The following is a 13,600-nucleotide window of genomic DNA, read 5'->3' as shown; positions in this document are numbered from 1 at the left end:
CATTTATGACTGCTCTTAACACTTTGTAATATTACCTTTCAGAATTCCCTGTTTTAGCTGTAATCTGAGAGCAATATTACGAAAGGTTACGAAGGGGGAAGGTCACAGGGTACAGGAAATAATCTGTACCCTATTACCTATTACCTATTCCCTATTGAGAAGCGGTTGTAAGGCACAACATCTTCACCGAAGTAGCGGCTATATTCTGGGCTTTCGACTATTGCTTTTACAGCAGCCGATAAACCACTATCAGTTAGCAGCTGGTTGCACTGGCGAATTTCTTCCTGATCTGCGGGTGTACGCCCCAACAGGTGACGGAAGAGGAACTCAATGACCTTGGCATGAGGATAAGGTGACAAGAAGCGCTGACGATAGATTTCGGAACTAGCTAGTTCACACACAAACTCACGCACGGAAATTTCACCATTCTGGAGTTTGCTGTCTAGGTCAGTACGGCGGAAATTATCAGGCACTTCACCACTAAATACATCCAATACTTGGCAGTAAATGGCGTTGATTGCCTGCTGTGTTTCGGCTTGGTTAGCGCTTTCTGTTAGACGGTAAATGCGTGCATGTTTACGCACACCTAGTTCTACGGGTTGTCCGCTACCATCGTTGTAGGAACGACCCAGCTCAGCAAAAGCGGGCTTGCTCTTGTTGATACCGTTTATTTGGGCTGCTATATCTGCGATCGCCTGCGTCAAAAGTGGTGTATCGTTACTAACTCCTACACGTGCTTGCACGGGCTTAAAGCTAGGCACAACTACATCATCGTTTTGCTTGGTCAGCTGGTTGTACAGCTTCTCGGTATTCGGGAAGTTTGCCGCAGGTAGGGTTGGGAAGCGACGGTAAGGAACCGTATCTTCACCAAATACCTGGTTATATTCCACACTATCTACCAAAGCACCAATAAAGGCACGAATCCCTTGAGTAGCCAAAATTTGGTTATATTTGCGGATTTCTGCCTGGTCTAATGGCGCACGTCCCAAGAAGTGTTTGGTTCCCAACTCAATCACTTTGGTGTTGGGGTAGGGTGTGTAGAATTCTTTCAGGTAGAGGTTCGAGTAACCCAAACCTTGAATAAATTCCTTCACACTGATTTCGCCGTTCCCCAACTTGCTTTCCCACGCCGTAAATTCATTTTTAGCGATGTAGGGTGCAATATCGCGCTCAAAAATCTGACGATAGGCAGCGCTAATCAAGGTTTTTACTGCAACTTTATCGCTGGTATTGGAAACCAGTTTGAAGATTTTGGTTTGTTCGCGTTGCTTGCTAACACCTTGGTTAATACGGAACTGAATATCTGGTTCTGACCGTTTTTCTGTGACTGTACCCAATGTCACAAAGCTTGGCGTTACTTCCTTCTGAACTTTGGCTGCAACATCTTCACGAATGCTACCAACGCGCAATTGCCGCCCAGATACACCACCGGGAGTCAGATACCGTTCGTAAGGAATTGTATCTTCACCAAATGCCTCGCTGTATTCTACGCTGTTAATGATCGCATCAACTACTGCGTAAAAGCCTTGTTTGGAAGCAATGTCAAAGTACTTGTTGATTTCTTGACGGCCATAAGTCGGACGACCCAACAAGCGGCGGTGAATATACTCGATCGCTTTACAAACATAGAGCGATGACCAGTACAGATTGCGGAATACATCCGACTTAGCCAAAGCACGGATAAACTCCCGTACAGAGATGTCACCGTTTTCCAGCTTGATTTCTAATACCTTCGGGCGCTGACCTTCGTAAAGATCGCGACCGAAAACTTGCAGGTAAGCAGCTTTAATCAATGCTTGCGTGGAGCTTTCGGAGAATCTGACGCTAGAATTTTTGGCAGCTTTTTTACCTCTAGTACCAGGCAGCTGGTCTAATTTGAACACCTTGGGCCCAAGAGTACCAGGAGCTTCACCCCGCGCTTTGGGGTTACTATTTTGGTTATTAATCCCTGCCCCTTGGTGAATCAGGATGCGTTTGGTATCCTTGCCAAAAGGAGCCGGACGGGTGCTGGGGTTGCGAGTTTCTTTCGGGAAAATCGCGCCAAACTGAATTTCCAGGGGGTCATTACCAGAACCGTAAGGATGTTGGTCTGGTAGTGGCTGTTCGTAAGCCGCAAATGTGGTAATGAACTGAGGTATCTTGCGGAAAGGCGCACTGTAGTTAAACAGGTCTTGCTGCGGCCCCCAGTTGCGACATTCTTGTGCTTCTTGGCCCAGACCCCGGAGGTAAGGTACTGTTTCTTCACCAAAATAGTCGCCGTATTCAGCAGAATCTACTAAGGCATCTACCAGGGCTGGCAGACCACCATTAGAAATAATGGAGAAGTATTTTTGCACTTCTTCCCGGCTACTTGGGCCCCGTCCTAAAATGTGGCGGAAAGCAAGTTCGACGACTCGGCTGTTAATAAAAGGCTGGTAAAACTGTTTTTGGTAAAGAGGAGATTTAGCTAGACGACGAACAAACTCCTTCATGGAGATGTCGCCATTTTTCACCTTGGATTCTAAGTCAGATATGGACAAGCTATAAGCACGGGTAATGTCGCGCTCAAAAATTTGCCGATATGCCGCTTTGATTACCTCATTTTTTTCGCTAGCTGACAACCCAGTTTTCATCACAAACTTGGGACGACGTTCTGCTGCATTAAAGTAAATTTGCGGCAGTTGCAACCCTTGTTGGTCGCTAGAGGGACGTTGACGGACTTTATTTGAAGGTGTGGCTGCTTTGAATTCTGTTAACAAAACATCCATGTACTGAGACACAATTTCTGTAGCCTCAGCATCTTTGCGGAAAAAGGAAAGCGATCCGGCTTTGATTTCTTGCAAAGCTACCAGCGTTGCTTCACCAGAGCAGGCATTTTCAATTATTTCCCGCAAACCCCGTGTGTTCACCGCTATGATGTTGGGGTCGCCAGCAACGATCGCATAAGTAGCGTAGCGCAAGAACCAAGATAAATCCCGTAAGCTCTTGGCCATGTTGCTCGGGCCATAACGAGCAATGTTAATTGGTCTGAAACCTGCGGGTACTGGGCCGCTGGGGGATGAGTTAAATATTGATCGTAAATTTTCTAGGAACCCGCCACGACTTTCAACATAGGTTACAGTTCCTAGTTGCATCCCTTGCTGAACATTAGCACCACCACCACCAGCAGTTACTAGTTCTGCTTCTCTGGGCTTTTCTAAAAAAGCCATTGGCGAACCACCGACAAAAATCCGGTTGGCAGCGCGAGACACAATAATCTCGGCATTATCTGTAAGCGTCTGGGAAATCTCTAAACGCTTTGCACCAGATGCAAAATAGCTTGCCAGTTCATCTAGTTCACCACTTCCCAAAAAGCGGTCTTGCTGCTCGGCTTGGGTAATTGTCGCTACAGCTAGGGTTTGATATAGTTGCGGACGCGCAACTGAGCTTCCACCACTCGCCTTAACACTCATCGGCTTTGTAAAACTCCCATCATAATCGTTATATATGTTAAATCTGGGTCGCTTTGAGGCTTGACACATCGGTGTCTCTATGCTTTATGAACTTGAGAGTATTGCCTGCAAAACTGCCAGTAAATTAACCCAGTTAGCTTTTAGATTAGAACGTTTTGCGTTCTCAAGGCTGGTTTATTAAGAAGTGTGTAGAACCTGTAGCTTAGATACATCCAGTCTCAAGAGTACATACTCTTGTTTGGCTGAGATCAAATCTAAGTTTTGTAACTCAGAAATAGGCTAGGCATGGTCTACTGATGCTGAAAACCTCTATTTTGATGTTTGTGGCAGTATCCATTCTACGATTATTGCAAATGTTACAAAATCTTAGTTGAAACTAAATTTCCTTCAGCAATGATCGGTGGACAGTAGTCATTAGTCGATGTTAAGTTGTTTTTGCTACTGATGACTGAATATTACGAAATAACGCCGCCCTGGAAATAATTCTCAAATTGCGGTGTTTTTTAGCTTTAGCTATCAGTATTCTTTAACGGGAAAATACTATGCACAAAAGTTCTAAATTTAACTATTTATTCAATGTTGCTCTGTCTGCAATCTCAGTTATTTTAGCTATCACTCCTGCAAATGCGCTTCCAGAGCAAAACATCAACACCGTTGTTAAGTGGGCAAAAACGCGATCGCAATTACCAACTTTGAGATACAACAGCGAAGCCCACGGCTACGAGGGTACAAAGGGAAATTTATACTTTTATGCTGATGTCACTTCTCAAAATGGGAAAGTGACTAAAGAAGGTATAACCGTTAGTGGTGACTCAAGCATCAAATTCACCACAAAAAATGCCAAAGCGGTGAAACTGTTACAAAATATTTATAATTCTAATATTGCTAATGACTTTCAGAAGTCTCGGTATGTCACCAAGGTTGGACGTGACCAGTATTATCGCGGACAAAAGTTTGCTTACATCACTGCTGAGGTGCAAGGTGGGTCATCATTGCAGATAATTCCCTTGAATAAGTTGCAAGAGTTTATAGATAATGCCAAATATTGCCAAACCAATCAGTGCGACCTTTAATTAGGGATTTCTAAGAAATAAACTAACCACAGAGACGCAGAGAACACAGAGAGAGGATTTTTGTGTCAGTTTTGGGATATTTTTTATTTGGAAGTCTCTTAAGCCTGTAGCCTGGAATCTACATAAGCATTATTAGTAAATAAAGGCACGCAATCACTTACGTTATGGGCGGCGGACAGTTCAACATCTGACTCAAAACCTTTTTCAATCAACTCTTTACCCGAACTGCATTTTTTCAAGTATCCCAGTAAATCCTGCTGGAAAGCCTGAAATGTTGTTACAGCAACTTCGGCTTCTGGTGATAGACTGCCATCTAAATAACTGAGAATTGCCCCAGCACCAATTAAATCTTCAAATGCAGGACGTAGGCTACCATCTTCTTGCCACCTTTCACCGGCAGGAATCACAGCGATTTTATCGCCATACTTTTGAGCAAACTGCGCTACAGCTTGGCAATTTCGCAAGCAACCAGCCAAAGTTGGTGTATCCCCTGTAAGTAAAGTCAGAAAAGAACCATTAGGTGAAGGTAAAACTAGTCTAGTTCCAGCAGGAATCTGAGTGACCGATTTTGGCGAAAGAGAATATCCAATTGTTGTCGAACGTTGTCTATGACTTGCTAACTCTGCTTGCACTGATTTGGCATAATCTATGGCTGATTCATCTTTATATGCGTAGGGAAAAATTATCGCGCCGTGATTTGTGGCAATTTCCACGCAGGTAGAAAAAGAGAGAATGTCAACTATCACAATTACATCACTTATGGGAGCGAGTTCAGCAACTCCTTGTGCCCCCCATTCACAGCGTAAATCAAACTCTGATTGGTTGTAAATCATTGGAGCGATCGCAAAAGAAAATATTATAAAAATCAAACCATAGGTAAGTAAGGCAGTGTAAATTCTTAAAGGTTTGTAGTCATCTACGAAACGCTATGCTAACACGTACAAACTAAAGGTTAGCAGTAAGTAGGTCGGCAGTTATAATCAATATAAAACTTTCAGGTTGGAAATATTATGAATTTAACTGTAAAAACTTATCCTAACAATACTGTACCCAAGTTAAATTATGATGTGCTGATTGAAAATCAAGCAGATGGTGGGGTTATTGCGACAGTATTAGGCTTGCCAGATTTTAAAGGCTCTGGTGTAACCAAAGAAGAAGCACTAGAAAAACTAATTCAAATTTTACAAGAGCGAAAACCAGAAATAGTAACTTTGGAAATTGAACCTCCCCAAACCGAACATCCTTGGATGAAATTTGCGGGTATGTTCAAGGATGATCCGCAATTTGACGAGATGCTAGCATATATAAAAGCTGATCGCCGTGAACTTGACGCACAAATGGAGGAATATTATCGGCAACTTGATGCGGAGGATGAAACTAAGTGACTTTATGGATACTTGATACGGATCACGTCTCACTTTTTCAACAGATGCATCCAGTTGTGACACGGCGTATTAATGCAGTCAATTCTGAAGACATTGCCATAACGATAATTACAGTTGAAGAACAACTGCGTGGGAGGTTTAATGTAATCAGAAAGGCTTCCTTATCTGATGCATTGGTATTAGCTTACGCAAAGCTAGAGGCTACTTTAGAGTTTTTCAAAAATGTGCGATCGCTAGGATTTGATGAGTATGCTATTAATTGTTACGAAGACTTGATTCGTCAAAGAATCCGCATTGGTACACAAGATTTGCGAATTGCGGCAATACAGAATTACAGGGCAACGATTTTCTGGATTTTCAACGAATTCCGGCATTCCTACAGCCATTTAATGCTCCTAGCTAAGTAAATTTTTATACAAAATTATAATTAAATTTTATTAGCGAAGAGATACTTGAACAATAGCGTTATTAATAAAACAACTTATATACTTAAAATATATGGGCTGATGACGATCGCAATTATTTGTCTACCTGAAGTGTCCAGCATTCGCTAAACTCAGAAATGCTGCGTTATTCCTCATCATGTCCGATTCCCAAACTGTTAGTGCTGCTGTTGCCAAACTCTACAATACCTATCCCTTTCCGCCAGAAGCTTTGTTGGATGAACCACCACCAGGCTATAACTGGCGCTGGAACTGGCTAGCTGCTCATAATTTTTGCATAGGTCAAAAACCCCAAAGGCAAGATATTCGGATTTTAGATGCAGGTTGCGGTACAGGGGTAAGTACAGAGTACCTGGTTCATCTCAATCCCCAGGCTTCTGTTGTGGGGATTGATCTCAGTATTGGGGCTTTGGATGTAGCAAAAGAACGTTGTCAGCGTTCTGGTGCTAACCGTGTTGAGTTTCATCACCTCAGCTTGTTTGATGTGGAACAGTTACCAGGTGAGTTTGATTTAATTAACTGTGTTGGCGTTTTGCACCATACCTCCGATCCAATTCGCGGTATTCAAGCTTTGGCGCAGAAGTTAGCCCCAGGCGGCTTAATGCACATTTTTGTGTACGGAGAGTTGGGACGCTGGGAAATTCAACTCATGCAAAAAGCGATCGCACTTCTGCAAGGTGACAAAAAAGGCGACTACCGCGATGGTGTCCAAGTCGGACGGCAAATATTTGCTTCTTTACCAGAAAATAACCGAATTGTCAAATACGAAAAGCAGCGTTGGTCATTAGAAAACCACAAGGATGAACACTTTGCCGATATGTACGTTCATCCCCAAGAAATTGACTACAACATTGAGACGCTGTTTGAATTAATTGATGCTTCGGGATTAGAGTTTATTGGTTTCTCGAATCCGAGTTTCTGGGATTTGGAGAGACTTTTGAGCAAAGCACCAGAGTTAGTAGAACGGGCAAAAGAATTGAGCGATCGCCAGCTTTATCGCCTGATAGAATTACTAGACCCAGAAGTAACTCATTACGAGTTTTTCCTTGGCCGTCCTCCCTTAGTAAAAACTGACTGGTCAGACGACAAAGCTTTATTAGCGGCGATTCCCGAACTTAATCCTTGTATTGAAGGATTTCCCAGTCAATGCTTCTTTAATTACAATTACCAAATTGTTAATTTATCTGAACCAGAGTTTGAATTTATGCAAAAGTGTGATGCTAATTCTACAGTTGCAGATATTTTGACAGATGGGCAACTGGGATTAGATGAAGTAAGAAAACTTCTTCAGCAGCAACTGATATTATTAGCACCTGCTTAATCAGCCTCCAATTCAACACTGGCTTAATAAAAGCAATTTATACTTATGGTGATGAGCGATCGCCCATCACCACTTTTGGTAAATTAATGTAGATTAGGAAAGTGCCCAACAAACGGGTATTCTAAATCCCAAAAGTTGGAGTTTTTTGAAATTCAGCAGTGGTGCGCTGCTTAATGACAAGCCGCTACTCTCCGATTTCTGATTTGCGGTATGCCTATACACTCCTCAAGCACCAGTTGATTTTATTGACACCCAATTACTTCAAACACCAAGATGCTATGTAACGACTTTGGAGGACAATAATCTAGTCAAAAAAGCTGGAATTGGAAGAAATTTTGAATTTTTAGGCAACGATAATTTGATTATTCACCCACACAGTCTTTTACATCATCAGCCGCTCTCTCGCTTCTGGGAGCGCGATTTTACTGACTGTGTAACGTTGCCAAGAAGTTAATTGTTTTTTCCTAAAGTATTGTTACCGGATCGTGATATGATTCAGCTGACTGAATGTGCAGTCATCATAATTTAACTGTACTGGTTTCAAGTCTCGTGAGCTTGTCAGACGAATCAATTGCGCCCACTCCGACAACGCAACAAGATGCTAAAACTGATTCTGGAGACACAGAATCAGGTAACTCTATGCGAGAGTTTTATCAACTCTTCCAGCGATTGTTGGTAATCACGCTTGTCTTGACGGGGGTTATTTTTATCTCTGTGTGGATTTTTTATTCCTTAAACATTGCCCTAAATTATTTAATTGGGGCGTGTACAGGTGTGGTTTACTTAAAAATGTTGGCTAGAGACGTTGAGCAACTTGGTAGTGAAAAAACCAGTTTGAGCAAAACTCGTTTTGCTCTATTTATGGGAGTCATGATCGTGGCAACTCAATGGCGTGAGCTACAGATTTTGCCCATATTTTTGGGATTTCTAACTTACAAAGCCACGCTCCTCGTCTATATGGTGCAAATTGCGTTCATTCCTGATTCTTAAAAAGTCAGGCTCACAAAGATAGTAATCCCATCCTCGATCGTTGGGGAAAATGCTTGAAGAATGCAAATGCTTAGTGTCTTAAACGCCTTTAATTCTTTTCCCCTCGCCGAATTAGAAGTAGGTCATCATTTCTACTGGCAGTTGGGCAATCTTAAAATTCATGGGCAAGTTTTTCTCACCTCATGGTTTGTGATTAGCATTTTAGTAGTGGCTTCAATAGCTGCTACTCGCAACGCACAAAGAATTCCCAAGGGCATCCAGAATTTGATGGAATACGCCCTAGAATTTATTCGTGATTTGGCCAAAAACCAACTTGGTGAGAAAGAGTACCGCCCTTGGGTGCCATTTATTGGCACATTGTTCTTGTTTATTTTCGTATCGAACTGGTCAGGTGCGTTAATTCCCTGGAAGCTCATCAAGCTACCTTCGGGCGAATTGGCAGCTCCCACCAATGACATCAATACGACTGTTGCATTGGCATTGCTGACTTCCTTAGCGTACTTTTATGCGGGTTTTAGCAAGCGGGGTTTAGGCTACTTTAAGAAATATATAGAGCCAACACCCGTTTTGTTGCCGATCGCAATTCTCGAAGATTTCACCAAGCCCCTCTCCCTAAGCTTCCGGCTATTTGGTAATATTTTGGCGGATGAATTGGTAGTCGCGGTATTGGTGCTGCTAGTTCCTCTATTTGTACCTCTGCCTGTAATGGCCTTGGGTTTATTTACCAGTGCCATTCAAGCCCTGGTTTTCGCCACCCTAGCCGGAGCATACATTCATGAGGCAATGGAGGGACATGGTGGAGAAGAACATGAGGAGCATTAAACTTCTCAGTTGATAGCACAGTTCCAAGAGCATTTTGCTCAAAACATCGCAAAGCGCGATCAAAGAACTCATGTGCAGCGTGAAAACCACGTTTCTAGTCGTTAACGTACTTTTGTTAGTTTTGTAATCAAAGCAAGGAAAATCAACATGGATCCATTAGTTCAGGCTGCTTCAGTTCTCGCTGCTGCTTTAGCGATTGGTTTAGCTGCAATTGGCCCTGGTATTGGTCAAGGTAACGCTGCTGGACAAGCAGTAGAAGGTATTGCTCGTCAACCTGAAGCAGAAGGAAAAATTCGCGGTACTCTGCTATTAACCTTGGCATTCATGGAATCCTTGACTATCTATGGTCTGGTAATTGCCCTGGTATTGCTGTTCGCTAACCCCTTCGGTTAATACCTGAAAATTTTTGCGAGTGTGGAGACGTGAATCATCACGCCTCTACAATCAAAACGTTTTGGGTATCTCAATAGTTATAATGTTCAGTTGACCCTTGTTGGCTATGGGTCTCTAAAATATGAAAGGTTGGATGACGTTGCTAGCCATGAAAACTGCTACTCCAGCCAAAGAGGAGACAAATGTTTGATTTCGATGCTACCTTGCCCTTCATGGCATTGCAATTCCTGCTATTAGCAGCTGTGTTGAATGCAATTTTCTATAAGCCACTGACCAAGGTACTAGACGATCGCGATAGTTACATCCGAACGAATACCCTTGAGGCGAAAGAAAGCTTGGCTAAAGCCGAACGCTTGGCTACCGAATATGAGCAGCAACTCGCAGACGCTCGCAGACAATCGCAAGCTACTGTAGAAGCCGCTCAACTTGAAGCTAAGAAAATTACTGCCGAAAAAATTGCTGAAGCCCAAAAGGAAGCCCAGTCTCAACGAGAACAAGCTTCTGTTGAAATAGAGCAACAAAAACAAGAAGCTTTTCGTACCTTAGAGCAACAAGTTGATGCTCTAAGTAGGCAGATTCTAGAAAAACTATTGGGGCCAACTCCAGTTAGATAAGCTAACGAGATTGGTTCTGTGTAAAGCATACGCGCAACTGGCCCCTAGTCCAGAGCGCAAAATTTAAGTGTCAAAAAAAGGCACTTTTTCCCTTCTTGGGAAAGATACTTAATTTCCTGACAGGGAAAAGATACTTAAATTTCCTTCCCTAGGGGAAAATACAACGTACTAGCAAGCGAGCAGCGCACTTGTAAATGGGTATCATGGGGACATTCTTATTACTTGCCGCAGAAGCGAACGCTGTTCACTCTGAATTGGCAGAAGGCGCAGCAGAAGGTGGTTTCGGTCTAAACCTAGACATTTTTGAAACCAATCTGATCAATCTAGCGATTCTGGTTGGCATACTATTCTACTTCGGACGTAAAGTTTTAAGCAATATCCTGAACGAGCGACAATCCAATATTGCCACCGCAATTCAGGAAGCAGAAGGGCGCTTAAAAGAGGCAAAGACTGCCCTTTCCCAAGCGCAAGAGCAGTTGAAGCAATCTCAAGCAGAAGCAGAACGTATCCGCCAATCGTCCGTAGAAAATGCTCAAAAAGCGAAAGAAGCCTTGTTAGCGAAAGCAGCGCAAGACGTAGAACGCTTGAAACAAACAGCAGCAGCAGATTTAAACAGCGAAACCGAGCGAGCGATCGCTCAACTACGGCAACGAGTTGCTACACTAGCATTGCAAAAAGTCGAATCGCAACTCAAAGGCGGGATTGCCGACGATGCTCAACAAAGTTTAATTGATCGTAGCATCGCACAACTGGGAGGCAATGTATGACAAGTCAGGTAGCGGCAGCCGAAGTAGCCCAACCTTACGCACAGGCACTTTTGTCAATAGCGCAATCGAAAAATTTGACAGAAGAGTTCGGGGAAGATGCGCGGACTTTCCTGGGACTGCTCAGAGCAGACAAACAGCTACACAACTTCTTCAGCAACCCGTTTATTCAGGCTGAGAACAAAAAAGCTCTCATCAAAAAAATACTCGGTGAAGGCTCTAACCCCTACTTACGCAACTTTTTGTTGATATTAGTAGACAAACGCCGCATTGCATTCTTGGAATCGATTTTTCAACAATATCTGGCGCTGTTGCGGCAGCTGAATCAAACCGTATTAGCGGAAGTAATTTCAGCCGTTCCCCTCACAGAAGCTCAACAGCAGGCAATTATCCAAAAGGTCATTGCCATCAGTAATGCTCGCCAGGTAGAACTAGAAACCAAGGTAGACAGTGAGTTAATTGGTGGTGTGATTATTAAAGTAGGTTCGCAGGTAATTGATGCCAGTATCCGGGGTCAACTGCGCCGCCTTTCATTGCGCTTAACTAATAGCTAGAAGGTTAGGATTAGAAGTTGGGAGTTAGGAGTTAGGAGTTAGGAGTTGGGAGTTAAGTAAACAGTAATTTATTTTGACTTTTAACTTTTAACTTTTGCTTTTTTAACTCATCACTACTCACTCTTAACTCAGCACTCTTAACTCAGCACTCAGCACTGAATTCCGTCTCGAAAGCAAACAAGATAGACACATGAGCATATCAATTAGACCTGACGAAATTAGCAGCATTATCCAACAACAAATCGAGCAATACGATCAAGAGGTCAAAGTTGCTAACGTTGGTACCGTCCTACAAGTAGGTGACGGTATTGCCCGGATCTATGGTCTGGAAAAGGCTATGGCTGGGGAACTCTTAGAATTTGAAGATGGCACAATTGGCATCGCCCAAAACTTAGAAGAAGACAACGTGGGCGCGGTGTTGATGGGTGAAGGGCTAGAAATTCAAGAAGGTAGTTCTGTAACCGCTACTGGTAGAATTGCTCAAATTCCAGTCGGGGAAGCCTTAATTGGAAGAGTTGTAGACGCTTTGGGTCGCCCCATCGATGGTAAGGGAGACATCAAATCCTCAGAAAGCCGTTTGATTGAATCTCCAGCGCCTGGTATTATTGCTCGTCGATCTGTACACGAACCCATGCAAACGGGGATTACAGCTATTGACTCAATGATTCCCATCGGTCGCGGTCAACGGGAATTGATTATTGGCGATCGCCAAACCGGTAAAACTGCGATCGCGATCGACACCATCATCAACCAAAAAGAAGAAGATGTAGTTTGTGTCTACGTTGCGATCGGTCAAAAAGCTTCCACCGTAGCTAACGTGGTGCAGACATTGCAAGAAAAAGGCGCGATGGATTACACCATCGTCGTCGCCGCTAGTGCCAGTGAACCAGCAACACTACAATACCTAGCTCCTTACACAGGCGCAACTATTGCCGAGTACTTTATGTACAAAGGCAAAGCTACCCTAGTAATTTACGACGATCTTTCCAAACAAGCCCAAGCTTATCGCCAAATGTCCCTGCTGCTACGTCGCCCACCCGGACGCGAAGCTTACCCCGGAGATGTATTCTACATTCACTCTCGCTTATTAGAAAGAGCCGCCAAGCTGAGTGATGAATTAGGTAAAGGCAGCATGACCGCCCTACCAATCATCGAAACCCAAGCTGGTGACGTTTCGGCATACATCCCCACAAACGTAATTTCCATTACCGATGGTCAGATATTCCTATCTTCTGACTTGTTCAACGCTGGTATCCGTCCAGCTGTGAACCCAGGTATTTCAGTATCCCGCGTGGGTTCTGCGGCTCAAACCAAGGCAATGAAAAAAGTTGCTGGTAAGATTAAATTGGAACTAGCCCAATTTGACGACCTGCAAGCCTTCGCACAATTTGCTTCTGACTTAGATAAAGCCACTCAAGACCAGTTGGCACGTGGTCAACGGTTACGCGAACTTCTTAAGCAGCCACAAAATTCGCCACTCTCAGTATACGAGCAAGTAGCAATTCTTTACGCTGGTATCAATGGATACTTGGATGATGTGCCTGTAGATAAAGTTACCACCTTTACCCAAGGTCTGCGGGAGTACTTAAAGACTGGTAAAACCCAGTATGCCGAAGGAGTAAGAGCCTCCAAAGCACTAGGTGATGCAGAAGAAGCTGCCTTGAAAGAAGCACTTACCGAATACAAGAAGACTTTCAAAGCAGCAGCGTAATTACAGTGCTGAGTGCTGAGTGCCGAGTGCTGAGTAGCTATAAGTGTTGAGTTGAAGAAAGTTTTTCATTCAAAACTCAAAATTTCAAACTCAGAACTC

At 43.4% G+C, this 13,600-nt stretch carries 13 protein-coding genes; 11 read left to right on the top strand and 2 right to left on the bottom strand.

All coding sequences use genetic code 11. The features are described from left to right. Window positions 1–140: 140 nt before the first annotated feature. Window positions 141–3,431, bottom strand: coding sequence for a phycobilisome rod-core linker polypeptide (locus tag GJB62_RS14340; RefSeq protein ID WP_245246169.1), 3,291 nt, complete (start codon window positions 3,429–3,431; stop codon window positions 141–143). A gap of 542 nt (window positions 3,432–3,973) precedes the next feature. Between GJB62_RS14340 and GJB62_RS14335 the strand changes: the two genes are divergently transcribed. Beyond that, a complete protein-coding gene (locus tag GJB62_RS14335) occupies window positions 3,974–4,504 on the top strand; it encodes a hypothetical protein (protein WP_114086137.1) in 531 nt (176 codons plus the stop codon). 98 nt (window positions 4,505–4,602) lie between these two features. On the opposite strand, the gene GJB62_RS14330 is transcribed toward GJB62_RS14335, so the two are convergent. Further along, window positions 4,603–5,337, bottom strand: coding sequence for a 2-phosphosulfolactate phosphatase (locus GJB62_RS14330; RefSeq protein ID WP_114086138.1), 735 nt, complete (start codon window positions 5,335–5,337; stop codon window positions 4,603–4,605). A gap of 177 nt (window positions 5,338–5,514) precedes the next feature. Here GJB62_RS14330 and GJB62_RS14325 point away from each other — a divergent pair, with 177 nt between their 5' ends. The 10 genes from GJB62_RS14325 to atpA all read left to right on the top strand — a co-directional run bounded on the left by GJB62_RS14325 (window position 5,515) and on the right by atpA (window position 13,501). Next, window positions 5,515–5,889 carry a hypothetical protein gene (locus GJB62_RS14325; RefSeq protein WP_114086139.1) on the top strand — a complete coding sequence of 125 codons (375 nt, stop codon included), beginning with the start codon at window positions 5,515–5,517 and terminating at the stop codon, window positions 5,887–5,889. Beyond that, window positions 5,886–6,296 (top strand): type II toxin-antitoxin system VapC family toxin, encoded by a 411-nt coding sequence (locus GJB62_RS14320; protein ID WP_245246168.1) that lies wholly within the window; start codon window positions 5,886–5,888, stop codon window positions 6,294–6,296. Before GJB62_RS14325 ends, GJB62_RS14320 begins: the two co-directional genes overlap by 4 nt. 175 nt (window positions 6,297–6,471) lie before the next feature. Beyond that, window positions 6,472–7,653, top strand: coding sequence for a class I SAM-dependent methyltransferase (locus GJB62_RS14315; protein ID WP_114086140.1), 1,182 nt, complete (start codon window positions 6,472–6,474; stop codon window positions 7,651–7,653). 507 nt (window positions 7,654–8,160) lie between these two features. Continuing rightward, a complete protein-coding gene (locus tag GJB62_RS14310) occupies window positions 8,161–8,643 on the top strand; it encodes an ATP synthase subunit I (RefSeq protein WP_114086141.1) in 483 nt (160 codons plus the stop codon). Between the two features lie 60 nt (window positions 8,644–8,703). After that, window positions 8,704–9,465 carry a F0F1 ATP synthase subunit A gene (gene atpB, locus GJB62_RS14305; RefSeq protein WP_012411161.1) on the top strand — a complete coding sequence of 254 codons (762 nt, stop codon included), beginning with the start codon at window positions 8,704–8,706 and terminating at the stop codon, window positions 9,463–9,465. Window positions 9,466–9,612: 147 nt separating this feature from the next. Continuing rightward, entirely contained in the window at window positions 9,613–9,858 is a 246-nt protein-coding gene (gene atpE / locus GJB62_RS14300) for an ATP synthase F0 subunit C (RefSeq protein WP_012411162.1), read from the top strand. 182 nt (window positions 9,859–10,040) lie between these two features. Beyond that, window positions 10,041–10,472, top strand: a complete 432-nt coding sequence (locus GJB62_RS14295; RefSeq protein WP_114086142.1) for a F0F1 ATP synthase subunit B' — start codon at window positions 10,041–10,043, stop codon at window positions 10,470–10,472. 194 nt (window positions 10,473–10,666) lie between these two features. Then, window positions 10,667–11,239 (top strand): F0F1 ATP synthase subunit B, encoded by a 573-nt coding sequence (locus tag GJB62_RS14290; RefSeq protein WP_114086143.1) that lies wholly within the window; start codon window positions 10,667–10,669, stop codon window positions 11,237–11,239. Next, a complete protein-coding gene (gene atpH, locus GJB62_RS14285) occupies window positions 11,236–11,790 on the top strand; it encodes an ATP synthase F1 subunit delta (RefSeq protein WP_114086144.1) in 555 nt (184 codons plus the stop codon). The genes GJB62_RS14290 and atpH overlap by 4 nt, the downstream gene beginning before the upstream one ends. 190 nt (window positions 11,791–11,980) lie before the next feature. Continuing rightward, window positions 11,981–13,501 (top strand): F0F1 ATP synthase subunit alpha, encoded by a 1,521-nt coding sequence (atpA, locus tag GJB62_RS14280; protein ID WP_114086145.1) that lies wholly within the window; start codon window positions 11,981–11,983, stop codon window positions 13,499–13,501. Window positions 13,502–13,600 lie beyond the last annotated feature (99 nt).

The sequence above is a fragment of the Nostoc sp. ATCC 53789 genome, assembly GCF_009873495.1.
Lineage (GTDB): Bacteria > Cyanobacteriota > Cyanobacteriia > Cyanobacteriales > Nostocaceae > Nostoc > Nostoc muscorum_A.
This window is presented reverse-complemented; position numbering and strand designations above follow the sequence as displayed.